Raw genomic sequence first — 22518 nt, 5'->3', positions numbered from 1 at the left:
AATCCGTGGAGCCTGCTCGATGCGTTCGCCGTCGGGGTCGCCGCGGCCCGCCTGGCCTCGAAGTGGTATGGACCACTGGCGGCGACGAATTTCGAACCGCCTGGGCGTATGGCATCTGAGCTGCGGAAACGTGCCACGCGCTGAGTGGCGGGGCGTGCTCGTTCCGGTTGTACCCATGGAGTGCCCGGTGGGAAGCGGGCGCCCGGGGCGTGGCTCGATCGACCGCCGGGCGCCGTCTTCACATCTTGGACACACTCTTCCCTTCCTCCTGCACATTGATATGGTCATCCTCCGTTTCGGCGATGAGGGGATGCCGGAACGCTGAGAGGGGGACATCAACTCGCTGGCATTCCGGCCGAGTCCGACGCGACTCTGCTGAGACGGCCTCCGCATCGATTCAGGCGATGCGGCCGGCTTCAACCGATTTCGTTCTGACATTCCCGGGTGCTGGGGAGCACCCATGTCTGCGCGGCAGAGTCCGCACGCTCGGCGACGCCATTTTCGGGCTGCCCGGAAACGGTATTCCGTCCTGCGGCGACGGGCTTATTCAGGCTGCCCGCGGACTCCGTTCTTCTATGCCTTGGGGGGCTTTCATGAAGGCGTTGTCCATTGTCATACCCGCGCTCAACGAAGCGGCCAATCTGCCGGCGGTGATGGAGACCGTGCCGGTCGCCGAGCTCGCCGCATCGGGCTGGAGCACCGAAGTCGTCGTGGTCGACAACGCGTCGACCGACGGCACCGGCAATGTGGCACGTGAGCTGGGCGCCCGGGTGGTGTACCAGCCGGCGCGCGGATACGGGAACGCGTACCACGCCGGGTTCAACGCGGCGGACGGCGACGTGATCGCCACCGGCGACGCGGACCGCACGTACCCGTTCGACGCACTGCCGGGGCTGCTGGCGACGCTGGAGGCGCACGGCGTCGAGTTCATGACCACCAACCGGCTGGGCCGGGAGAACGCCGCGGCCATGAAGCGCTCGCACACCGTCGCCAACCACGCCCTCAGCGCGGTGAGCCGCATGCTGTTCCGCAACGGGCTGCGCGATTCGCAGTCGGGTATGTGGGTCTTCCGGCGTCACGTGTGGCACGGCATCGACGTACGGTCCACCGGTATGGCCTTCTCGCAGGAGATAAAGAACGCCGCCACGCTGGCCGGTTACCGCACCCTGGAGGTGCCGATCGAATACCGCAAGCGGGGCGGCGAGGTGAAGCTCAACGCACTGCCGGACGGCATGGCCAACCTGCGCCAGCTGTTCCACCACCGCTTCCGCAGACCTTTCGTCGTGCCGGCCGGCGTCGCCGTGTCCGCGCAGCCCTCCGGTGTGGAGGAATTCGGGACCACCGCATGAGCCGACTGCTCGACGCGCCCGTCCGGCGGTCGGCGGTTCCCCCCGCGGGGCACCGCCGCCGTCGGCGGACGCGTGCCGTACGAGGGCGGCGGGGCCGCGCCGTCGCCGCCATAGCCGCCCTGCTCGTGCTGGTGACGGTCGCGTGCACCGTGCCGTGGGTGCGCCATGAGCTGCGCGCCTCGTTCACCCGCCTGCCCAGCACCTACACGGAGCTGTACTTCGACGGCACGCCGAACGTCGAGCACGGCACGGCCGTGGTGCCGGTCACCCTGGTCGCGCACGGAGCCGCCCCGCGGACGTACCGGCTGCGTGTCTGGCTGGCCACGGCGTCCGGCCGTACCGAGCTCTCCCGCACGGTCGACCTCGCCCCGCGCGCCGAGGTGCCGCTGCGGACGACGGTCCGGCTGCCGTACCCCCGCGCGGGGCACGGCGCGGCGGCGCGCACGGTGGTGCACGTCGCCCTCCTGGGGCAGCCCCAGACGCTTCACTACACCCTGGACGACACCCCGGAGGGCACCTCATGACGCAGCGTCGGACGGTGGTCACCACGAGCTGGGACGACGGTCACCGGCTCGACCCGCGCCTGGCGGACCTGCTGGAGCGGTACGGCGTACCGGGCACGTTCTACATCGCGCCCCACAACGTCGAGTTCGCTCCCGCCGATCGTCTCTCCACCGACGGCATACGGGAGTTGGCCGCGCGCGACGGCGTCGAGATAGGTGGGCACACCCTCAGCCACCTGAGGCTGCCGCTGATCGACGAGGCGACGGCTCGAGAGGAGATCAGTGCGGGGAAGACCGAGTTGGAGGACATTCTCGGCGGTCCCGTCGTCAGCTTCTGCTACCCGCGCGGCGAGTACCGGCCGGTACACGTACGACAGGTCGCCGACGCCGGCTTCCACCTGGCCCGAACCGTGCGACGCAGTTCCCTCGCCACGGGGCCGCTGCTGGAGATGACCACGACGGTCAACGCCTACGCCCACCGGGTCGACGTTCCGCTCGCCCTGCGTCTCGCCGGCGGCAGACCAGGCCGTGCGGCCCAGCTGTATCTGCACTGGGACGAGCTGGCGATCCACTGGTTCGACCTGTGTCTGGAGCGAGGCGGCATCTACCATCTGTGGGGACACAGCTGGGAGGTCGACGCGCGGGGCGACTGGGCCCGGCTCGAGCGGGTGCTGGACCACATCGGCGGCCGGTCGGACGTTCGCTATGTCACCAACGGAGCGCTGACCGGGGCAGGTGTCGCATGAGCACGGTGCTGCAGATCACCCCCTACTACCCGCCCCACCTGGGCGGTCTCGAACGGGTCGTGGAGAGCCTCGCCGCCGGCCTTGCCGAGCGGCACGACGTGCGCGTGGTCACCACCACCATCGGATCCGAGGGTGCACCGCGCCTGAGCCGCGAGGGCGGGGTCGGCGTCGTGCGTCACCGGTCGTTCGAGGTCGCCCACACCCCGATCGCGCCAGGAATCGCCCGGACACTGCTGCGCAGCCCGCGCCGTTCGGTGCTGCACCTGCACTCCGCGCACGCACTGCTGCCGGAGATGGTCGCTCTGCTGGCCCGACTACGCGGACAGCGGTTCGTGCTCCACTTCCACCTGGACGTCGACGCCTCCGGTCGGCTGGGCTGGTTGCTGCCCGCCTACAAGCGGCACGTCTTCGGCCGGGTGCTGCGCGCAGCCGCCGCCGTGCTGGTGCTCACCCCAGCACAGGCCGACTTCGTCACCACCACCTACGGGGTGTCCGCCGCGCGGGTGTTCGTGGTGCCCAACGGGGTCGGAGCCCAGTACTTCATGCCCGTACGCGAGCCTGCCGAGGGCACACTCGACCTGCTCTACGTCGGCCGGCTCAGCTCCCAGAAGCGCGTCGACCGGCTGTTGGAGGCCATGGCCCTGGTGACCCGACCGGTCCGGTTGCGCATCGTCGGCGACGGTGAGGACCGGGAGGAACTCACCGCCCACGCCGAACGGTTGGGTCTGAAGAACGTCCGCTTCGACGGGCCCGCGCTCGGCGCCGACTTGGTGCGCGCGTACGCCGACGCCGAGGCGTTCGTGCTGCCCTCCGACAAGGAGGGCATGCCGCTCGTCGCCCTGGAGGCCATGGCCGCCGCCCTGCCGGTGATCGCCACCCGGGTCCCCGGCAACACCGAACTCCTCGACGGGATCGGCCTGCTGGCCGACCCCGAACCGGCACCGCTCGCCGAGGCCATCGACGCCGTCGCCGCCGACGTCGGACTCCGCGCCGACCTCGGACGGCGCAGCGCCGAGGCCGCCCGGCGCCACCGGTGGGACGCGGTCGTCCGGCAGGTCGAGGACATCTACACCGAGGTGCTTTCGTGAACATACGCGCCTGGGCCGTCACCACCGCCCTGGTGGCGGCCCTGCTGGAATGCGTGCCCGGCACTCCGGCCGTGCTGCTCGTCCCGGCGGGACTGTGGTTGCTGCTGGGGGCTCCGGCCCTGCTGTTCACCGAGCTCACCGAGCGGGCGCTGTCGACCCGGGACGGACGGGTGCTCATCGGGCTGGGCCTGAGCGTCGTGGGAGCCCTCGGGCTCCTGCTGGCGGTCAACACGCTGCTGCCCGTTCTGGGCGTGGCGCGGCCTCTGGAGCGGGTGCCGCTGGCCCTGGCGGCGGCGCTGGACGTGGTGGCGCTCGCCGGGGTGTCGGCATGGCGTGCGTCCGCCGGATGGCGTTCGTTGCTGCCCCGGTCCCCCCTGCGCGCAAGCGGCTCCCGGGTCGTCCGCCCGGCGGGGCTCGCCCCTGTCGGCGCCCTCGGCGCGCTGGTCCTGGCGCTGTGCGTCGCGGGCCCCGTCCGACTCAACAACGGCCTGGGCGGCGGTGTCGCCGTCACCGCGCTGGTCGTGGTCACCGCGCTGCTGGCGCTGCTCATCGCACGGCGCGGCCGGTACACGACAGGTGTGCTGGAGCTGGGCCTGTGGTGCGCGGCCGCCGGGGTCCTGCTGCTGACCAGTCTGCGCGGCTGGTACATCACCGGGCACGACATCCAGCGCGAGTACGAGGTCTTCCGGCTGGCTGCCGACGCCGGGCGCTGGAACATCGGCACCTTCCGCGACCCGTACAACGCCTGCCTGAGCATCACCCTGCTGCCGGCCGCGCTCACGAGGCTGACCGGCATCGAGGGCACCTACGTCTTCAAGGTGCTGCTGCCACTGCTGTTCGCGCTGACCCCCGTACTGGTGTACCGGTCCGTGCGGAACACGGCGCCGCAGATCGTCGCACTGCTGTCCGCGGTGTACCTGATGATGTTCCCGACCTTCTTCACGGACATGACCTTCCTGGGCCGCCAGGAGGTCGCGTTCTTCCTCATGGGCTGTGCGACGGTCGTGGTCACCGATACCGCCCGTCCGTTCGCGCGGCGGCGTGCCCTGTTCACGGTGCTCGTGATGGGCATCGTTCTGTCGCACTACTCCACCACCTACGTCCTCGTCGCCGTCCTGGCCCTGGCGCTCGCCGCCGATCTGGCCTGGCGGCTGCTCGTCCGGGTGCGCCGTCGGCCGCCGACGGGGCGCGGCTTCCTGACATGGTGGATGGTGGTCGCCATCGCAGCGGCGGCGTTCGTGTGGTCCGGTCCGGTCACGCACACCACCGGGCAGCTGCACAGCACCCTTTCGCTGACTGTGCGGGAGCTGACCGGGCAGAGCTCCGACGCCGCCTCCTCGGACGTGTCCTACAGCCTGTTCAGCGGCGCGTCGGTCAGCGCCGAGCAGCGGCTCGTCGACTACCGGGCCGACGTCGTGCGGCAGACGGAGGGCGGCCGGGCGCAGGGCGACTACCTGCCCCTGAAAACCGTCGACCGATATGCCGTCCCCGTCGTCTCCGAGCAGGCGAAGCTCCCCCTGACCGCGGCCGGACGTACCCTGCAGACTGCCGGCATCGACGTGTCCGCGGCCAACGGCTTGCTACGCGCCTGTGCCGCCGCCCTGCTCCAGGTACTGCTGCTGGTCGGCCTCGCCTTGGTCCTGTGGCCCCGGCGCAGCGGACGCCTGCGCGCCCGGCCCGGCTTCCGGCCGAGCCGTGACCAGGTCACCCTGTCCCTGGGCATGCTCGGCGTCATCGCCCTGCTGACCGTGCTGCCCCAGCTGTCCGTCGACTACGGAGTGCTGCGCGCCTTCCAGCAGGGCCTGTTCTTCTTCGCGCCCTTCGTCGCCGGCGCCTCGCTGTGGCTGTTCCGCTGGGCGCGTCGATGGGCGGTACCGGCTGCCTGTGTGCTGGCTCTCGGCCTGCTGCTGGATCTGACCGGTGTCGTACCCAAGGTGCTGGGCGGCTACCCGGCGCAGCTGCACCTGGCCAACTCCGGCCAGTACTACGACATCTACTACGTCCATCCCGAGGAGCGCACCGCCATCCGCTGGGTGCAGTCCCGCGCCACCGACAGGCAGCGAGCCGACGTCCAGTCCGAGGTGCAGACCGACCGCTACACCTTCAGCCGACTGCAGTCGCTGATCCGGGGCCGCGCGCAGAACGACATCTTCCCGGTGCTGGTGGGCTCGCACACCTACGTCTTCCTGGGCACCACCACGGTGACCAAGGACGAGGCCACCACGTTCTACCGCGGGGACCTGATGACGTACCGCTACCCGGTCGGGCTGCTGGACGTCACCAAGAACAAGCTGTACAGCAACGGGGGAGCGGAGATCTACCGATGAAGCGCGTGCTGCTGGTCAGCCACTACTACCCGCCGCACATCGGCGGCATCGAGAACGTCGTCCGCAACGAGGCCCGCCACTTGCGCCGGGCCGGCGTCGAGGTGACGGTGCTGACCAGCGGTGTCAGAACCGTCACCGAGGACGACGAGGGGGTGCGGGTGGTGCGCGTCGCCGCCTGGAACCTTCTGGAGAAGCGGGCCGGCGTACCGTTCCCGCTGCTGTCGCCGCGGGTGTGGCCGACCGCCGTGCGCTGGGCCCGCTGGGCCGACGTCGTCCATGTGCACGACTGCCTGTACGTCACATCGTGGGCCGCGGGTGCGGCGGCGGCGCTGACCCGCACCCCGCACGTGCTCACCCAGCACGTCGCCGTGGTCGAACACCCCTCCCGCGCCGTGCGTGCCGTGCAGCGCGGCGTGTACCGGCTGGCCGGGCGGGGCCTGCTGCGGCGCGCGCGGCGGGTGCTGGTCGTCAACGGCCGCGTCGCAGACTTCGTCACCGCCCACGGCGCCCGCCCCGAGACCGTCAGCCTCCTGGCCAACGGCGTCGACACCGACGCGTTCCGCCCGCCCACCTCAGACCAGGAACGCCGGGACGCCCGGCTGCGCTTCGGGCTGCCGCAGGACCGCGTCCTGGTGCTGTTCGTCGGCCGGCTGGTGCCCAAGAAGGGCTACGACCTGCTGCTGGCTGCCGCCGACCCCGGCTACGACCTGGTTTTCGCCGGCGACGGCAGTGTCGCCACCAGCGACCGGCCCGGCGTGCACCACCTCGGCGCCCTGCCGCCCGAACAGCTCGCCGACCTCTATCGTGCGGCGGACGTCTTCGCTCTGCCGTCGGCCGCCGAGGGCTTCCCGCTCACGGTCCAGGAGGCGATGGCCTCCGGCTTGCCCGTCGTCACCACCGACGACCCCGGATACGCCCCATACGGCCTGGACCGCACCCGGGTCCGGCTGCTGCCCCGCGAGGTGCCCGCGCTGCGCTCCGCCCTGTCGGAGCTGACCGGGGACCCGGAGCTGCGCGCCGCCATGGGCCGCTACTCCCGCACCTGCGCCACCGAGGGTTTCGCCTGGCCGGAGCACACCGTCCGGCTCCGCGCCCACTACACGGGGGCCGACGCCGACCCGGTCACCCGGGAGGCGGTGGCGTGAGGCGGGTGATCCGGGCGGCGCTGGAGACTGTGCTCGTCCACGGGCTGCTGGGCTGGCTCTACGTCGCCGCCGTCGCCGCCGTACGGCCGTCCGAACTGACCGTGCCGATCAGCTCCCTGCTGCCGGTGCGGCGCGACACGTTCGGTGCCGTCTGCTTCGCGCTGTCCGCGCTGGCGGCGACGCTGCTGCACACGACCACCGGACGCTGGTGGCTGCGGACCGGCCCCCGACGTGGCGCCTGGACGGCACTCGTGCGCACCGGCACGGTCTACGGCCTGCTCATGTGGGCGTACCTGTGTGTCAACTCCCTCACGCACCCGGAGACCCTCGCCCGCCCGCTCACCCACTTCGCCGACGTGCCCCGGGAGGGGCAAACCGCGTCGTGGGCGTTCGCCGTGACGGCGGTGACCCTGCTGCTCGCCCGGGCCCAGGCCCGGCCCGATCGCCCGGCAGGAGAGCCCGCATGAGCCTGATCGCCCCCCGCTCCGCCCCGCCCCCGCAGGCCACGGCCCGCCTCGCCCGCGCCCGGGCCATGGTGCGCGACCCGCTGATCGCCAACTCACTTTTCCTCATGGCCACGACCGTGCTGGGCGCCGGCGCGGGCTTCGTCTTCTGGATCCTGGTCGCCAGGCTCTACCCGGCCGCCGACGTGGGCCGCGCCTCGTCGCTCCTGTCGAGCCTGTCCCTGCTGTCGTATTTCAGCCTGTTCGGGCTCAGCTCGACCCTGGTCCGGCACCTGCCGACCAGCGACCGGCGCGCGGAGGAGGTCAGCACGGCGCTCAGCACCGTCGTCGTCTGCTCCTGCGCCATCTCCGGTGGCTTCGTGCTGCTGGTGCCCCGGGTCGCGCCCGAACTCGGCTTCCTGCACGCCTCGTTCTGGTACGCGGCGGGATTCGTCGTGCTCGCCGCCGGCGCGGCCGTCAACCTGCTCACCGACTCCGTCTTCGTGGCCTTCCGCGCGGCCCGCGTCAACCTCGCCGTCAACGGCGTGCTGATGAGCCTCGTCAAGCTCGCCCTGCCCGTGCTGTTCGTCTCCGCGGGCCCCTTCGGGATCTTCGCCGCCAGTGCCGCCGCGTCCACGGTCGCCGCCGCGGCCAGCATCCTGGCCATCCGCCGGGGTCTGCGGCTGAGGGTCCGGCCGGCGTTCTCATGGCACACCTTCCGCGCCACTCTGGGCTACTCGCTCAGCAGCTACCTGTCCGGCAGCCTCAACCTGATTCCGCAGATCGTGCTGCCGATCGTCGTCCTGCAGATGCTCGGACCGGTCCCCGCCGCCACCTACTTCGTCGCCTTCCAGATCGCCAACCTGGTCAACTCGGCCTCCTACGCCATCGGTGAGGCCCTCTTCGCCGAGGGCTCCCAGCACGGCGCCGCCCTCGGCCCCATCGCCGTCCGCTCCGGCAAGGCCATCGCCCTGGCCACCGTCCCGGCCGTGGCGCTGGTCGCCGCCCTGGCCCGGCCCGTCCTGCACGTCTTCGGACCCGTGTACGAGGCCCACGGCACCACCACGCTGACCGTCTTCACGCTCGGCTCACTCGCCGTGGCCTTCAACACCTGGGTCAGCTTCCTGCTGAAACTGACCCGGCAGCTCGTCGCCATGGTCGTCTCCAACGCGGTCCTGGTCACCGTGGTCCTCGCGGTCGCCCTGACCCGGCTGCACGAGGGCCTGCCGTGGGCCGGAATCGCCTGGGGCGTCGGCAACCTGGCCTCCGGAGCGGTGGCGGGCGTCGCCCTGCTGGCCGGGGGCGTCCGCGCACCGCACACCGGACGGCACCGGCGCACCGGGAAGGAAGGCAGCACCGTATGAAGATCCTGCAGATCGTCAACATCGGCCATGAGGCCGGGGGCGCCGAGAAAAGCGTCCGCCTCATCGCCGAAGGCCTCGGCGCGCGCGGTCACCGCATCCGCGTCGTCGCCACCGACCTGCTCGCCGAAGGACGGGAGGTGTTCGCGGACCACCTGGTGCCGGCCATCACCGGTACCGCGCCGCAGCGTTTTGCCCGCAAGCTGTTCTACAGCCGTGCCCACCGCCAAGTGAGCGAGGTGGTACGCGCCTTCGCGCCCGACTGCGTCCACCTGCACACCATTGGCGAGTTCAGCCCAGCCGTCCTGGACGCCACCGCCCGCACGCGGCGCGTGCTGACGGTGCACGGCCCGGAAGACTGGACCCGCGACCTGCTGCGCTGGAACCTGCCCAGCGCCCCCGGCGGTCGCCTGTCCGCACCCGACGCCGCTCGCTACGCCTACCTGCGTTACGTACAACGCCCGGCCTACCTGCCCCGGCTGCGACGCCTGGACCGGGTGCTGGCCCCCAGCGCCTACTTCGCCGACGCCGTACGACCCGACGTCGGTCCTCGCGTCCCCGTGCACGTCCTGCCCAACGGCATCCCCGGCGCGGTCGCCGCGCAGCCGCTGCACACCCTGGACCACGTGCTGTACGTCGGGCGGCTGGAGCGGGTCAAGGGCGTCGACGTGCTGCTGAGGGCGTTCGCGCGGCTCGGCCGCGGCCGGCTGACCGTCGTGGGCGATGGCCCCGACCGGACCCGTCTGGAGGCGCTCGCCGGTCCCCGCGTCACCTTCACCGGCTGGCTGGACGCCGACGCCGTGGCCCGGCACCTAGTGTCGGCGTCCGTCGTCGCGGTGCCGTCGGTGTGGCCGGAGAACTTCCCCACCGTCGCCCTGGAAGCCCTGCGGATCGGACGTCCGCTGGTCGCGTCCAAGGTCGGCGGCCTGCCCGAACTGGTCGGGGACGACAACGGAGCGCTGTTCCCCGCTGGGGACGCGACCGCGCTCGCGGCCGCCCTGGACCGCCTGCTGGGCGACGGCAAAACACTCGCCCGCATGGGCGCGGCGTCGGCGGCACGGGCGCACCGCTATACCGTCGAGGTGTTCCTCGACGGGCTGGAACGGCACTACGAAGAGGTGGTCGGGGGATGAAGGTCGTCGTAGTGGACGCTTTCGACCGGGGGAATCGTGGCGACGCGGCCTTGCTGAGTGTGGCCGTCCAGCAGGTGCAGGAGGCCTTTCCCGGTGCCCAGGTGCTGGTGGCGGCGTTCGAGGACCCAGCCGAATGGCCGGAGTTCGAGGACGTGCGCAATATCGGCTCGGTGCGCCGCTACGTCGGTGAGGAGACCGCGGGGCGTGCGGCGAGGATCGCACGCAAGGTGGCCGCACTGGGCGCGGGCGCGGTCGCTGCGCTGCCGGGAGGCGGGCGGCTGGCCTCCGGTCTCGCCGCGCTGCTGCCCCAGGAGATGCGCAACGAGATCAGGGCGGTCATGAGCGCCGATCTCGTGCTGTCCGTGGGCGGCGGTCACCTCAACGCCCGCCCCGACCTCCCCTCCGACCTCAACATCGCCTTCCTTCTCCTGCCACTGTGGCTGGCCCAGCGGGCCGGGGTGCCCACGGTGCTCGGGCCGCAGTCGTTCGGGCCGTTCCCGCGCCGACGGCAGCGGTGGATGGTCAAGAGGGTGGTGGGCCGGGCCGTGACGGCTGTGGCTCGGGAGGACATCAGCGTGGCCCGACTGGCTGAGGCCGGGGTCACCGAGCCAACCGTCCGGCGCGGGGTGGACAGCGCCTTCGCCTTCCACAGCAGGTCCCGGCGTCCCTGGCGGGCCGAGCTGGGCGTCCCTGGGGACGCGCGTCTCGTTCTGGTCACCGCGCGTCGACACCTGCCGGGCCCTCAGCAGGAGACGTATGAGGCTGCCATGGCGGCTGCCGTACGGCGGGTCCTCGACGACGGCGGTCATGTCGTCCTCGTCCCACAGGTCACCTGCGCCTTCCAGGGCGACGACGACCGGCCGGTCAACGCTCGTATCGCCGCGCACGTCGGCCCGCATCCGGCCCTGCACATCCTGGACGATGCAGGGATCGACCACCACGACGTCCACGCCCTGTACGGCACCGCCGACTTCATCCTCGGCACCCGCTTCCACTCCGTCATCTTCGGTCTGACGTCGGGCGTGCCGTGCGCGGCCGTCGAGTACGACCACAAGACGCGCGGCATCATGGCGGATCTGGGACTGGAGGAGTGGGTCGTACGCATGTCCGAGGCGCAGGGCACGGTCGTCGCCGACCTGCTCGACCGTCTCCTGCTGTCCGGCGACGACTACCGTAAGCGGCTGCGGGCCGTTCTGCCCGCCTACACCGCACAGGCCGGGGACTTCGTCGGCGTGCTGCGCGCGGCGGTGCACCGGTGACCGGGCACGCGCCCGCCGCACCGACGGTGCTGCTGGCGACGCCGTATCTGCCGCCGTCCCTCGGCGGGGTGGAGCAGTACGTCTGGCATCTCGCGCACGAGCTGGGCGCGCACCACGGGTACCGAGTCGTCATCGCCACGACGACGGGCGGGCCGGGCGGGCGACCGGGGCGGTACGAGGACGGACCCGGCGGCTGCGTCGTGTACCGGCTGGCGGCTCCCGTGCTGCTGTCGCGCACGCCGGTCGGCGCGGGCTGGCGGAGGCAACTGCGGCGGATCATCGCACGGGAGGGCGTGGACCTGGTCAACGGTCACGCACCGGTGCCGCTGTTCGCGGACGCCGCTGCCCGGGCCGCCGGGGACACGGGCCGGCCGTTCGTCCTGACCTACCACACCGGGCGCATGCGCAAGGGCAGGCCCGCGATCGACGCCGTGCTGGCCGCGTACGAACGGACCGTGCTGGCCGGCACCGCGCGACGGGCCCGCGAGGTCATCTGCTCGTCCGACTACGTGGTGGCCGACCTCGGCCGCCTTTTCGCGGGCCGTGCGACGACGATCCAGCCCGGCGCCGATCTCGACCTGTTCACACCAGGCCCAGTACCGGCCGAGCCCCGGGTGCTTTTCGTCGGCTCTCTGGAGCAGCACACCGCCTACAAGGGCCTCTCTGCACTTCTCGCGGCCGTCGCCGAGTTGAAGGAGCAGGGGAGTCCCGTACGGCTGGAGGTCGTCGGCGACGGAACGGCGGCGGGCAACTACCGGCACACCGCCGACCGGCTCGGACTCGGCGGCAAGGTCATCTTCAGCGGGCGGTTGCACGGGGCGGACCTGGCCGCCGCTTATCGGCGCGCGCGGGTCCTGGCCCTGCCGACGTCCTACGACAGCTTCCCCAGCGTCCTGGTGGAGGCGATGGCCGCTCGGCGCCCCGTCGTCACCACCCACGTCGGCGGCATCCCGAGCCTCGTCCGGGATGAGGAGAACGGTCTGCTCGTCGCGCCGGGCGACCGCACCGGACTGCGCACCGCGCTGGCCCGGGTGCTCACCGACGATGACCTCGCCGACCGGCTCGCCGCGGCGGGGCTGGCCCACGTCCGCAGCGAGCTGGGCTGGGGGCGGCAGGCGACCCGTACCGCCGACGTATTCGCCCGAGTGCTCGAGGGCCGCAGGCCCCGCACGGTCGCAGTCGTCGCCCCTTACTACCCTCCCAAGATCGGCGGCGTGGAGAACTACGCCGAGCGGGTCGCCACAGCGATCGCCGGGGACCCTGCGCTGCGGTCCGTAGTGATCACCACCAACCCGGCAGACCGGCGCACCGACGTCACCGTGGAGGACGGCGTGCCTGTCGTCCGGCTCGGCACCTGGGCACGCCTTTCCAACACCCCGCTCAACCCCCTGTGGCCGTTCCAGCTGCGCGGCTGGCTGCGGCGGATGCAGGTCGACGTGATCAACACCCACGCGCCGGTTCCCGGCCTCCCCGACCTTGCGGTCGCACTGCGCGGTCGGCGGCCTGCTGTGGTCACCTATCACGCCGGCTCGATGCTGAAGGGCGAGGCCGCAGCCGACCGGATCATCCGCTGCTACGAACGTCGTGTGCTGCCCTGGGTCTTCACCCGGGCCCGAGCCCTGGTCGCAGTCTCCCCGGTGTCCCTGGCCGCTCGCCATCCCGGCGCCCTGCAGATCACCCCCGGCGTGGACACCGACCGTTTCACGCCCGGCCCCGTTCCGCCGTCCAGGCGCCCCCGCGCAGTGGTGTACCTCGGCCGCATGGACCGCACCTCGTCCTGGAAGGGCGTCGACGTCCTCCTCGGCGCCGCCGCAAAACTCCCCGACGACGTCACCCTGACCCTGGTCGGCAGCGGCGACGCCGTCCTCGACCACCGCACTCACGCCGAACGCCTCGGCATCGCCGACCGGGTGCACACTCCCGGCCAGCTCACGGGCGACGACCTGGTGAGGGCCCTGCAACAGGCCGCCGTCGTCGTCCTTCCCTCCCGGAGCGAGGCCGAGTCCTTCGGCATGGTCCTGATCGAAGCCATGGCCTGCGGCACTCCGGTGGTCGGCTCGGACGTCGGTGGCATCCCCCACGTGATCGACCCCGGCACCAACGGTCTCCTCGTCCCGCCCGGCGACCCGGCCGCCCTCGCTGAGGCCCTGCTGTCCCTCCTGGGCGACGGCCACCTGGCCGACCGCCTCGGCGCGATGGGCCGTCAGACCGCCGTCCAACGGTACGCGTGGCCGGCGCTCACGGCCCGCTACGTACGGCTGTTCAGGGAAGTGAATGCGGAAGAGCGTGAGCTGCCACGAGTTCTGTAAAGACCGGTGATCTGGGATCACCACGGTGTAGGAGGCCGTCGCACGCCGGTTCGGTGTGGACTCGCTGCGTCACATCCTTCGCGGACGCACACCACAGGAGGCGCCCTGGGATACCCCGGAAAGAAAAAGAAGGCGAAGAACGCGATGGGGGATGGGCGTTCCGCTGGTGAACGCCATGTCGGATACCCGCCAGCGTGAAGGGCACGGAACCGAGAGTCTGGATGGGTGACTGTGACATCGTCCGCGGCATTCCGCATCCATCCGATTCCCGCTGAGGCATTGGACGACGTCCGCGCCGGCGGCGTCGACGCGTCGGGTCATCCTGCCGAGCGCATCACCGCTGAGGGAGGCGAGCCGCTCCGATGCTGTCTGCGCGACGCCAGGCCCGGTGAGAAGCTGCTGCTCTTCGGGTACCAGCCGCCGCTTCCGGCCAGTCCCTACCGCGAGTTCGGGGCCGTACTCGCCCATGCCGAATCCTGTGCGGGCCCGGCCGACGTCGCCGGCTACCCGCCGGATTGGCGCGGACGCCCGCAGGTGCTGCGGGCCTACGACGAGCGCGGACGGATCCACGACGCGACCACCGTGCACGACGGCCGGCACCCTGAAAAGGTGATCGCCGAACTGCTCGCCGAGCCGGAGGTCGTGCAGATCCACAGCCGCAATGTCGCCTGGGGCTGCTACATGTTCACCATCACCCGCCCTGGATGAGGTCGGGGCCGCGTCACTCCTCCTCGGGCAGCTCCCCCTCCACCAACCGTTCCGCGATGTCGTCCGCCCATTGCTGGGCCCAGCGGTGGAGTTCGGTGATCGTGGTCTCGTCGAGGCCGTAGGCGGCGAACCGTGAGTCGTCGAGCCACTCCGCGCCGGTCAGGCGGGCCTGCAGATCGGTGAGGTCGAAGGTGTCACCGGCGTGGCGGCGGGCCAGTTCCTCGAGTTCGGGGTGGCTGAAACGCTCGGAGGCGGCGTGGACGTCGATGAGGTCGCGGGCGAAACCGCGGTCGGCCAGGGCCCGTACCTTCATGCCGACGACGTCTTCGAGGGAGACCGTCAGGCCGAACTCGGTGACGACCGGGGGATGCCAGAGCGCTTCCTTCAGCACCTGCAGCTCGCACTCCTCACCGGTGGACTGCTCGGTGACGCCGAGCCGCGCGACAAGGGGGTCCGTCCCCAGCGGGCGCACGGCCCAGCCCCGTTCCTCCAGACCGGCCCTGACGGCCGATGCGATCTCCTCCATCGGGACGGCGCTCTCCGTGGCGACGTCCACGTCGCGGCTGGGCCGGTCCACCAACCCATGTGCCCGCACCGCGTCGCCACCGGCGAGCGCCAGGCCGTACGGCGCACCGACGGCGAGAATGTCGGCCAGCAGCCGTCGATGCGGTTCAGCGAGCTTCACGCAGTCTCAACAGGGGCAGTCGGGGGTGGGCACGCCCCGATTATGGCCGTCATCCCAGCCGGGAGCGCGTCGGCGCGAAGGCGCGGGCGTGTCCGGACTCGCCGCCCGCGTCGGGTGTGCGACTCGCTCAGCGGCGCCAGAAGCCGCGTGATCCCCGGCGGCTCGTCCGCACCAGCCGTTGCCCGAGGCACCCTGGTCCCAGTCCGACGAGCGGTGGACCGCCCGCCGGACACTGATGCACATCGTCTCCGAGACCGCCCGGCACTCCGGCCACGCCGACACCATCCGGGCGTGCCTGGACGGCGCCAAGAGCACGGGCTGACCGGCATGACGTCACCTCGAAGCGAGAACTCGGTGGCAAGCCTGGGCCGTCACCGGCGACCATGCGACGCATGACTGACCAACCCGCGCGATGGACCCAGGCAACCGTCTACCCCGACATGTGGGCCGATCCCGACGACGACCCCCGCAACAGCGAAGGCCCCAGTCCGGACGGCGAGCTTGCGACGCTGCAGGACTTCCTGACGAACTACCGCATGACCCTGCGGATGAAGTGCGAGGGCCTGAATGCGGAGCAACTGGCCCGTCGGTCGGTTCCGCCGTCGACGATGTCCCTGCTCGGCCTGATCCGGCACCTCGCCGAGGTCGAACGGGACTGGCGCAACTGGATCAGCGACGGCGACCCGCTCCCGAAGCTCTACGGCGCGCGTGACGCGGACTTCGACGGAGCTGTCGCCGATCAGACCGTGGTCGACGCTGCGTACGCCGATCTGGAGCGTGAGCAGGCCGCGATGGACGCGGCGCTGGCCGAGCACCCGGACCTGGGCGAGCGTCTGGGCAAGGACGGGATCGCGGTTCGGGAGCTGATGGTGCACAGGATCGAGGAGTACGCCCGGCACTGCGGGCACGCCGATCTGCTGCGCGAGTGCGTCGACGGAAGGGTGGGCCAGTGACGAGGACCGCGAGTCTCAGCCGCCCCACCGGCACGTCACCTTGAAGACACCCGCTCGAGCCGCGCGCTCGGCCACCGCGGCCGAGCGCTCGGGACGATCTCGGTCCGTCGCAGTCCTCCGGGGTGCGCCCTCCGCGCACCCCGGATTTTCGTCGGGTCCCGCTCCGAGCCCGCGCGACCCGACACGGCCCTCGCGCAACCGCGCCCACGAATACCGTCCAGGTCCGTAACGCACCACCACCCCCACCGCGTGTAAGAGGTGACGTCCGACCACGAAAGGACACACGGTGAGGGAAGCACCCGCGGACTACCTGGAGTTCGCAGCCGCCCGCAGCGGGCCTCTGTTCCGGACCGCCTGCCTGCTCACGGGCGACTGGCACCTCGCCGAGGACCTGGTTCAGGAGACCCTCGCCAAGATGTACCGCTCCTGGCGGCGGATCAGCCGGGTGGACTCCCCGGTGGCCTACGCCGACACCGTGCTCGTGCGGACCTTCCTCTCCCAGCGCCGCCGCCGCAGCTCCACCGAGCGCCCCAGCGACCGGCTGCCCGAAGCGGCCGGCCCGGCACAGGACGCGGAGCTGCGCATGGCCTTGCTGGACGGCTTGGCCCGGATGACCACCAAGGACCGTGCCGTGCTGGTGCTCCGCTACTGGGAGGACCGCTCGGTGGAGGAGACCGCACAGGTGCTCCAGCTGTCGTCGGGAGCCGTGCGCGCCCAGAGCATGCGCGCCCTGCAGCGGCTGCGCGCCCTGCTCGGCGACCAGTTGGCCGACCTGGCCGCATGACCAGCACGGACTGGCGGCGCGGCGCGCACTCCCCGCCCCGCCCCGGGTCCGACCGACGCCCCAGACGAACGGAGACCCCCATGTCACCCAACGAGGACTTCGAGGAGCGGCTGACCCGCGCCATGAGCCGCGCCACCAGTGAGTTCCCGCCCCACTCCGCCGACCTGGTGCGGCGTTCCGTCGCCCGGGGCCGGCGGATGCGGCTGATCCGCGCCACCCAGGTCGCCGCCGCCACGGCCGCCTTCGCGGTGGTCGCCGCGGGCGGCACCCTGATGGTCACGGACGCCTTCGGCAGCGGGGGCGGTGGCGCGCCGGAGCAGTTGAGGCCCGGCGGGCCCGTGCACTCCACCGAGCAGTCGCCCTCCCGGGCACCGGCGTCCATCAGCGCGGAGGAGATGGTCCGCACGCTGCAGAGCCTGCTGCCGCCCGGCGGCACCGTCTCCGCAGCCTCGGGCAGGGGTTCCGACGGCGACGGCCCCGTCGTCTGGCCGACCGCCAAGCTCATCTACTCCACCGCGAACGGGTCCTCCGGCATCGACATCGCCGTCGCGCGGGTCGACTCCGGAGCAGCCGCCGGCCGGCAGGGTCAGGGCGACTGCCTTCCGGTGGAGGTGCGCCCGTACGACAAGTGCACCACCCAGAAGCTCCCGGGCGGCGCGGTGCTCAGCACCACCAAGTCGTTCACCTACCCCAGCAGCGACAGCGGGCAGAAGCGCTGGTACGTGGTGCTCACCACCCGCGACGGGGCGCAGCTGACCGTGCAGGAGTTCGGCGGCGGCGGTGAGAAGGGCTCGGCCTCCGGAGCCGACCCGCTGCTGTCGATCGCCCAGCTGACCTCCATCGTGCGCAGCCCGGCCTGGGACAAGGCGATCGCCGCGCTGCCCGCCCCGGAGGAGACCCCCTCCGCCCCTCCCTCCACCGGCGGCAAGCGGGTACCGGGCGCACGTCTGACCGAGGTGCTGAAGTCACATCTGCCCCGGGGCGGGACCGTGTCCGACGTGAATGCCGACGAAGCGCTGGTCCAGCTGGTCTACGACGACGGCCACGGGAAGAACATGGTGGAGGTCGACGTGCAGTACGACCAGACGAAAGACCTGGCCGGGCTCATGGGGTGCGCCGGGGTCTCCGGTGAGTGCGAGGCCGTCACCCTGGCCGACGGCACCAAGGTGAAGAAGGTCAAGGGGCACTCGGAGAAGGGTGGTTCGGCCGCGGTGTGGCTGGTCGACACGCTGCGGAAGGACGGTCGCCGGGTGGCGGTCCGGGAGGTCAACTCGTACGCCGAGAGCGCTCCGGTCACGCGACCGCAGCCGGCGCTGAGCATGGACCAGCTGGTGGCCATCGCGCTCGACAAGAAGTTCTTCACCGGCTGAGTCGGGGCACGGCTCGGCCCCTGGGCGCCCCACCGGGCTCGTTCCGCCTGTCGAGAGCTTCACGCCTCCCGCAGCGCGGGGGCGGGGCACTCGCCCGAGCCCCGGACGATCAGTCGGGTGGGGACGGTGATGGTGCGGGCACGGGAGCGGTCGCCGTCGAGTCGTGCCAGGGCGGTGGCCGCGGCCGCCCTGCCGATTTCTTCGGGGTCCTGGGCGACGACGGTGAGGGCCGGCTCCAGTGCCTCGGCGAGCGGCAGGTCGTCGAAGGCGACGACCGCCACGTCCTTCCGTTTGCCGCGGGAGAGTTCGGCCACGATCCCCAGGGCGGCGAAGTTGTTGCCGGCGAACAGGGCCGTGGGCGGGTCCGCCAGGTCGAGCAGCTGCGAGGTCGCCGTGACGGCCGCCTGGGGGTCGTGGGCGCTGGTGACCAGGGCGCGGTCGTAGGCGAGGTCGGCTTCCTGGAGGGCCGCGCGGTATCCGGCCAGGCGTTCCCGGCGTGTGTACAGCCTGACGGGCAGGTCGCCGATGAAGCCGATGCGCCGGTGGCCGTGGGCGATCAGATGGGCGACGCCCTCCTGGGCGCCCGCCCGGTTGGAGCTGACGACGCTGTCCGTGGACAGGCCCGCCCCCGGACGGTCGACGAAGACCACGGGCAGCCCCGCGGCACGGTGGGCCTTGAGATGGGAGTGGTCCGCGCCGACGGACGGCACCACCATCAGGACGCTGACGCGGCGGGCGAGGAACTGGTCCGTCAACGCGTGTTCGCGGGCGGGGTCGTCCGCGGAGGAACCCATCAGCAGGGTCAGACCGCGGTCGCGCACCGTGTCCTCTATGCCGCCGGCCACGGCCCCGAAGAACGGGTTGCCCAGGTCCGGGACGACCAGTCCGATGGTGGTGTCGGGTCCGCCGACGCGAATGTTGCGTGCCATGAGGTTCGGCTGGAAGCCCAGCCTGGCCACGGCGGCGAGCACCTGTTCCCTGGTCCGGACCGAGACGGGTCCGTCCTCGTTGAGGACGCGGGAGACCGTCTTGGCGCTGACGCCGACTTCTCGGGCGACGTCGGCCAGGGTGGGTCGGCGGTTCGCTGCCATGGAGGACCGTTCCGTGTGGGCTCGCGGGTTCCGGCCGCTCGACCGGCCGGAACCCGCGAGGCTGTCAAGTCAGTTGGCCTGGACGCCGACGGCCTTGGCCGCCTCGGAGTCCGCTACGACGGTACCGCCGGCCTCATCGAGGGTGAGCGCGCCGGTCATGATGGCGACGACCTCCGCCATGGAGTAGTCGGAGGGTTTGATCAGGGCGGCCCGCTTGCCCAGCCGGTGGACGTGGATCCGGTCGGCGATCTCGAAGACATGGGGCATGTTGTGGCTGATCAGGACGACCGGCATGCCCTTGTCGCGGACGCGCCGGATCAGGTCCAGGACCTGGCCGGACTCCTTGACGCCGAGGGCGGCGGTGGGTTCGTCCATGACGACGACGGTGCGGGCCCAGGCGACTGCGCGGGCGACGGCCACGGCCTGGCGCTGGCCGCCGGAGAGGGTCTCGACCGCCTGGGTGAGCGACCGCAGCCCGATCTTCAGGTCGGCCATGTGCTCGGCGGCCTCCTGGCGCATCCGCTTCTTGTCGAGCATGCGGAACGCGCTGCCGAGGAGGCCGGGGCGGCGCAGTTCGCGGCCGAGGAACATGTTGGAGGCGATGTCCATGGAGGCGGCCACGGCGAGGTCCTGGTAGACGGTTTCGATGCCGTGGGCGCGTGCGCTCTGCGGACCGGAGAAGGTGACGGGTTCGCCGTTCAGGCGTATCTCGCCCGCGTCCGGGATCACTGCGCCGGTGAGGGCCTTGATGAGGCTGGTCTTGCCGGCGCCGTTGTCGCCGATGACCGCGAGGACCTCGCCGGGCAGCAGGTCGAAGTCGGCGCCGTCGATGGCGGTGACGTGGCCGTAGCGCTTGACCAGGCCGCGGGCCTGCAGAACGGGGGTGGGAGTGGTGGCGGTCATCGGGCCTTCTTCCGGGAGATCTGGTCGACGGTCACCGCGAGGATCACCAGGACTCCGGTGATCAGGGTCTGGTAGATGGAGGCGACGCCCATCAGCTGCAGGCCGTTGCGGAAGACGCCGACGATGAGGACGCCGATGAACGTGCCGAGCACCGAACCGCGGCCACCGAAGAGGCTGGTGCCGCCGAGGACCACGGCGGTGATGCTGTCGAGGTTGTCGGTCTGCCCTGCCTGGGGGTCGCCGACTCCGGTGCGGGAGATCAGCAGCAGCGCCGCGACCCCGTACAGCAGGCCGGCCACGGTGTAGATGCCGACGGTCAGCCGGGAGTTGCGGATGCCGTTGAGCCGGGCGGCCTCGGAGCTGTTGCCGAGGGCGTAGACGTGCCGGCCCCACGCCGTGCTGCTCAGCGCGTAGGCGAGCAGCAGGAACAGCGCGATGGTGACCAGGGAGCCGTAGGTGATGTCGGTCTTGCCGAGCGGGAAGGTCTGCCCGAGGGCCGTCAGCGGTCCGGGCAGGCTGGTGACGGTCTGCTCCTCGGAGTAGATGTGGGTCAGCGCGAACGCCACGTTGAGCATGCCGAGGGTCACGATGAACGGCGGCAGCGGGATCTTCTGCACCAGCAGCCCGTTGACCAGGCCGAACCCGCCGCAGACGACGACGCCCAGAGCGATGGCGAGGAGAGGGGGCAGGGTGCCCTGGGCCGCCATCTTGGCGATCAGGATGCTGCCGAACGCCATCACGGCCCCGCACGACAGGTCGATGCCCGCCGTGAGGATGATCAGGGTCTGCCCGATGGCGAGCGTGCCGACGACCATCACTTGCTGGACGATCAGGGAGAAGTTCCCCCCGGAGAGGAACTGATCAGTCGTCAGGGAGAAGAAGACACAGGCCAGAAGGAGGGCGGCCAGCGGGCCGGTGGTCGGTGCCGTCAGCAGTCTGCGGGCCGTCGTCGGTCCTTTGAGCTCGGCGTACGGCGTGGCGGTGGACGTGGCGGTCATGCGAAGTCCTTGTCGGAAGACAAGGGGGCGGCCGTCCCACGGTCGGGGAGGTGTGGGGCCGGCCGCCCCGCTGAGGGAAGAGGCGGTGTCGAACGGTCCTCGGGGGCGGCTCAGCCCCAGCAGTTCTGCAGGCCGAACCCGGTGTCCTTGGACGTGACCCCGGCCTGCGGCTTGTCGGTGATCAGGGTGACGCCGGTGTCGGTGTAGCCGGAGGCCTTCGTGCCGTCCTTGGCGTACGTCGCGACCGCCTTGACGCCGTCGGCGGCCATCTTCAGCGGGTACTGCTGCGAGGTTGCGGCGATCTTGCCGTCCTTGACCGCCTGGGTGCCGGTGCAGCCGCCGTCGACGGAGACGATCAGGACGTCCTTCTCCCGGCCCTTGGCCTTCAGCGCGGTGTACGCGCCCAGGGCCGCGGGCTCGTTGATGGTGTAGACGACGTTGATGCCGGGCGCCTTCTGCAGGCAGTTCTCCATCGCGGTCTGGCCCTTGGCCTGGTCACCGTTGGTGTCCTGGGAGCAGACGACGTCCTTGCCGGTGGCACCGAAGCCCTTCAGGAAGCCGTCGTGACGCTGGACGCCGACGGAGACGCCCGGCGCCAGGTCGAGCGTGGCTATCTTGGCCGTCTTGCCCTTCATGGCCGACTTGGCGTACTCGCCGATCAGCTGGCCGGCGTTGAAGTTGTTGGTCGCGAAGAGGGCGTCGACCGCGCTCTGCGGCTCGGGCGGGGTGTCCAGGGCGATCACCAGGACGCCCTTGGCGCGCGCCTTCTGGATCGCGGGCACGATCGCCTTGGAGTCGCTCGGGGTGATCAGGATGCCCTTGACCCCGGAGGCGACCATGTTCTCGATGGCGGTGACCTGACCGGCGTTGTCCCCGTCGAACTTGCCCGCGGCGCTGACCAGTTGGACGCCGTTCTCCTTGGCGGCCTTCTCCGCGCCCTCCTTCATCTTCACGAAGAACGGGTTGGTGTCGGTCTTGGTGATCAGACCGACCTTGACGCCCTTGCCCGAGCCCGCGCTCACCGAGCCGGACCCGGAGCCGGATCCGCAGGCCGTCAGGGTGAGGGCTGCGATGCCGGTGCACGCGGCGACTCTGAGGAGGGAGGGGGACAGACGAGTGGTGCGAGACATGAACGACTCCTGCGGGATTGCGGGCGGCGCGGCCGGCATCGAAGCATGCCGTCCCCAGGTGTCATCGTTGACTTATGTCATCGTTGACACTGCTTGCTTGCCGAGGATGATGGACTCCGCTCCCGGCAACGTCAATGCCTTGCACTCGTCACAAATCGGCAACGTCCACGGCGGCGGCAGAACCCGTTGACGCGTGGGCCGTGTTGCCCGCATCATCGTCGGGCCCCTTCGGT

The 22518-nt window shown here is 71.4% G+C and carries 21 protein-coding genes; 16 read left to right on the top strand and 5 right to left on the bottom strand.

Annotated elements, in window-relative coordinates; genetic code table 11:
- Positions 1-593: 593 nt before the first annotated feature.
- From SY2F82_RS21785 to SY2F82_RS21730, 12 genes are all read left to right on the top strand, one after another.
- The gene (locus SY2F82_RS21785; protein ID WP_374707194.1) at positions 594-1349 is read left to right on the top strand and encodes a glycosyltransferase family 2 protein; all 756 of its coding nucleotides are present in this window, start codon (positions 594-596) and stop codon (positions 1347-1349) included.
- The gene (locus SY2F82_RS21780) at positions 1346-1873 is read left to right on the top strand and encodes a hypothetical protein (protein ID WP_200420824.1); all 528 of its coding nucleotides are present in this window, start codon (positions 1346-1348) and stop codon (positions 1871-1873) included. The genes SY2F82_RS21785 and SY2F82_RS21780 overlap by 4 nt, the downstream gene beginning before the upstream one ends.
- Entirely contained in the window at positions 1870-2598 is a 729-nt protein-coding gene (locus SY2F82_RS21775; RefSeq protein ID WP_200420823.1) for a polysaccharide deacetylase family protein, read from the top strand. Before SY2F82_RS21780 ends, SY2F82_RS21775 begins: the two co-directional genes overlap by 4 nt.
- On the top strand, positions 2595-3686 hold the full coding sequence (locus tag SY2F82_RS21770; RefSeq protein ID WP_200420822.1) for a glycosyltransferase family 4 protein: 1092 nt from the start codon (positions 2595-2597) through the stop codon (positions 3684-3686). Before SY2F82_RS21775 ends, SY2F82_RS21770 begins: the two co-directional genes overlap by 4 nt.
- Positions 3683-6013 carry a DUF2206 domain-containing protein gene (locus SY2F82_RS21765; protein WP_200420821.1) on the top strand — a complete coding sequence of 777 codons (2331 nt, stop codon included), beginning with the start codon at positions 3683-3685 and terminating at the stop codon, positions 6011-6013. The genes SY2F82_RS21770 and SY2F82_RS21765 overlap by 4 nt, the downstream gene beginning before the upstream one ends.
- Positions 6010-7158, top strand: a complete 1149-nt coding sequence (locus SY2F82_RS21760) for a glycosyltransferase family 4 protein (protein WP_200420820.1) — start codon at positions 6010-6012, stop codon at positions 7156-7158. The genes SY2F82_RS21765 and SY2F82_RS21760 overlap by 4 nt, the downstream gene beginning before the upstream one ends.
- Complete coding sequence (locus SY2F82_RS21755) at positions 7155-7625, top strand: hypothetical protein (RefSeq protein WP_200420819.1); 471 nt, start codon at positions 7155-7157, stop codon at positions 7623-7625. Before SY2F82_RS21760 ends, SY2F82_RS21755 begins: the two co-directional genes overlap by 4 nt.
- Complete coding sequence (locus SY2F82_RS21750; protein WP_200420818.1) at positions 7622-8965, top strand: lipopolysaccharide biosynthesis protein; 1344 nt, start codon at positions 7622-7624, stop codon at positions 8963-8965. The genes SY2F82_RS21755 and SY2F82_RS21750 overlap by 4 nt, the downstream gene beginning before the upstream one ends.
- Positions 8962-10095 carry a glycosyltransferase family 4 protein gene (locus SY2F82_RS21745; RefSeq protein ID WP_200420817.1) on the top strand — a complete coding sequence of 378 codons (1134 nt, stop codon included), beginning with the start codon at positions 8962-8964 and terminating at the stop codon, positions 10093-10095. Before SY2F82_RS21750 ends, SY2F82_RS21745 begins: the two co-directional genes overlap by 4 nt.
- Positions 10092-11354: a polysaccharide pyruvyl transferase family protein gene (locus SY2F82_RS21740; RefSeq protein WP_200420816.1), complete on the top strand. Its 1263-nt coding sequence runs from the start codon at positions 10092-10094 to the stop codon at positions 11352-11354. Before SY2F82_RS21745 ends, SY2F82_RS21740 begins: the two co-directional genes overlap by 4 nt.
- Positions 11351-13663 (top strand): glycosyltransferase family 4 protein, encoded by a 2313-nt coding sequence (locus SY2F82_RS21735; RefSeq protein WP_200420815.1) that lies wholly within the window; start codon positions 11351-11353, stop codon positions 13661-13663. The genes SY2F82_RS21740 and SY2F82_RS21735 overlap by 4 nt, the downstream gene beginning before the upstream one ends.
- 225 nt (positions 13664-13888) lie before the next feature.
- Entirely contained in the window at positions 13889-14371 is a 483-nt protein-coding gene (locus tag SY2F82_RS21730; protein WP_200420814.1) for a DUF1203 domain-containing protein, read from the top strand.
- 13 nt (positions 14372-14384) lie between these two features.
- Here SY2F82_RS21730 and SY2F82_RS21725 read toward each other — a convergent pair whose 3' ends face one another.
- The gene (locus tag SY2F82_RS21725) at positions 14385-15056 is read right to left on the bottom strand and encodes a nucleotidyl transferase AbiEii/AbiGii toxin family protein (RefSeq protein ID WP_200420813.1); all 672 of its coding nucleotides are present in this window, start codon (positions 15054-15056) and stop codon (positions 14385-14387) included.
- A 178-nt stretch (positions 15057-15234) separates the two neighbouring features.
- On the opposite strand from SY2F82_RS21725, the gene SY2F82_RS21720 reads away from it, so the two are divergent.
- The 4 genes from SY2F82_RS21720 to SY2F82_RS21705 all read left to right on the top strand — a co-directional run bounded on the left by SY2F82_RS21720 (position 15235) and on the right by SY2F82_RS21705 (position 18163).
- Positions 15235-15378: a DUF664 domain-containing protein gene (locus tag SY2F82_RS21720; protein ID WP_200420812.1), complete on the top strand. Its 144-nt coding sequence runs from the start codon at positions 15235-15237 to the stop codon at positions 15376-15378.
- A gap of 61 nt (positions 15379-15439) precedes the next feature.
- A complete protein-coding gene (locus SY2F82_RS21715) occupies positions 15440-16009 on the top strand; it encodes a DinB family protein (protein WP_200420811.1) in 570 nt (189 codons plus the stop codon).
- Between the two features lie 286 nt (positions 16010-16295).
- Positions 16296-16793, top strand: a complete 498-nt coding sequence (locus SY2F82_RS21710; protein WP_200420810.1) for a SigE family RNA polymerase sigma factor — start codon at positions 16296-16298, stop codon at positions 16791-16793.
- 80 nt (positions 16794-16873) lie between these two features.
- Positions 16874-18163 (top strand): hypothetical protein, encoded by a 1290-nt coding sequence (locus tag SY2F82_RS21705; protein WP_200420809.1) that lies wholly within the window; start codon positions 16874-16876, stop codon positions 18161-18163.
- 59 nt (positions 18164-18222) lie between these two features.
- On the opposite strand, the gene SY2F82_RS21700 is transcribed toward SY2F82_RS21705, so the two are convergent.
- The 4 genes from SY2F82_RS21700 to SY2F82_RS21685 form a co-directional block, all read right to left on the bottom strand.
- Positions 18223-19254 (bottom strand): LacI family DNA-binding transcriptional regulator, encoded by a 1032-nt coding sequence (locus SY2F82_RS21700; protein ID WP_200420808.1) that lies wholly within the window; start codon positions 19252-19254, stop codon positions 18223-18225.
- A gap of 69 nt (positions 19255-19323) precedes the next feature.
- Positions 19324-20157 carry an ATP-binding cassette domain-containing protein gene (locus SY2F82_RS21695; RefSeq protein WP_200420807.1) on the bottom strand — a complete coding sequence of 278 codons (834 nt, stop codon included), beginning with the start codon at positions 20155-20157 and terminating at the stop codon, positions 19324-19326.
- A complete protein-coding gene (locus SY2F82_RS21690) occupies positions 20154-21155 on the bottom strand; it encodes an ABC transporter permease (protein ID WP_200420806.1) in 1002 nt (333 codons plus the stop codon). The genes SY2F82_RS21695 and SY2F82_RS21690 overlap by 4 nt, the downstream gene beginning before the upstream one ends.
- A gap of 110 nt (positions 21156-21265) precedes the next feature.
- Positions 21266-22285, bottom strand: coding sequence for a sugar ABC transporter substrate-binding protein (locus SY2F82_RS21685; protein ID WP_200420805.1), 1020 nt, complete (start codon positions 22283-22285; stop codon positions 21266-21268).
- Positions 22286-22518 lie beyond the last annotated feature (233 nt).

This window comes from Streptomyces sp. Y2F8-2 (assembly GCF_014905555.1).
GTDB classification, from domain to species: domain Bacteria; phylum Actinomycetota; class Actinomycetes; order Streptomycetales; family Streptomycetaceae; genus Streptomyces; species Streptomyces cynarae.
The sequence above is the reverse complement of the archived record's forward strand: the minus strand, read 5'-3'. Positions and strand labels throughout refer to the sequence as shown.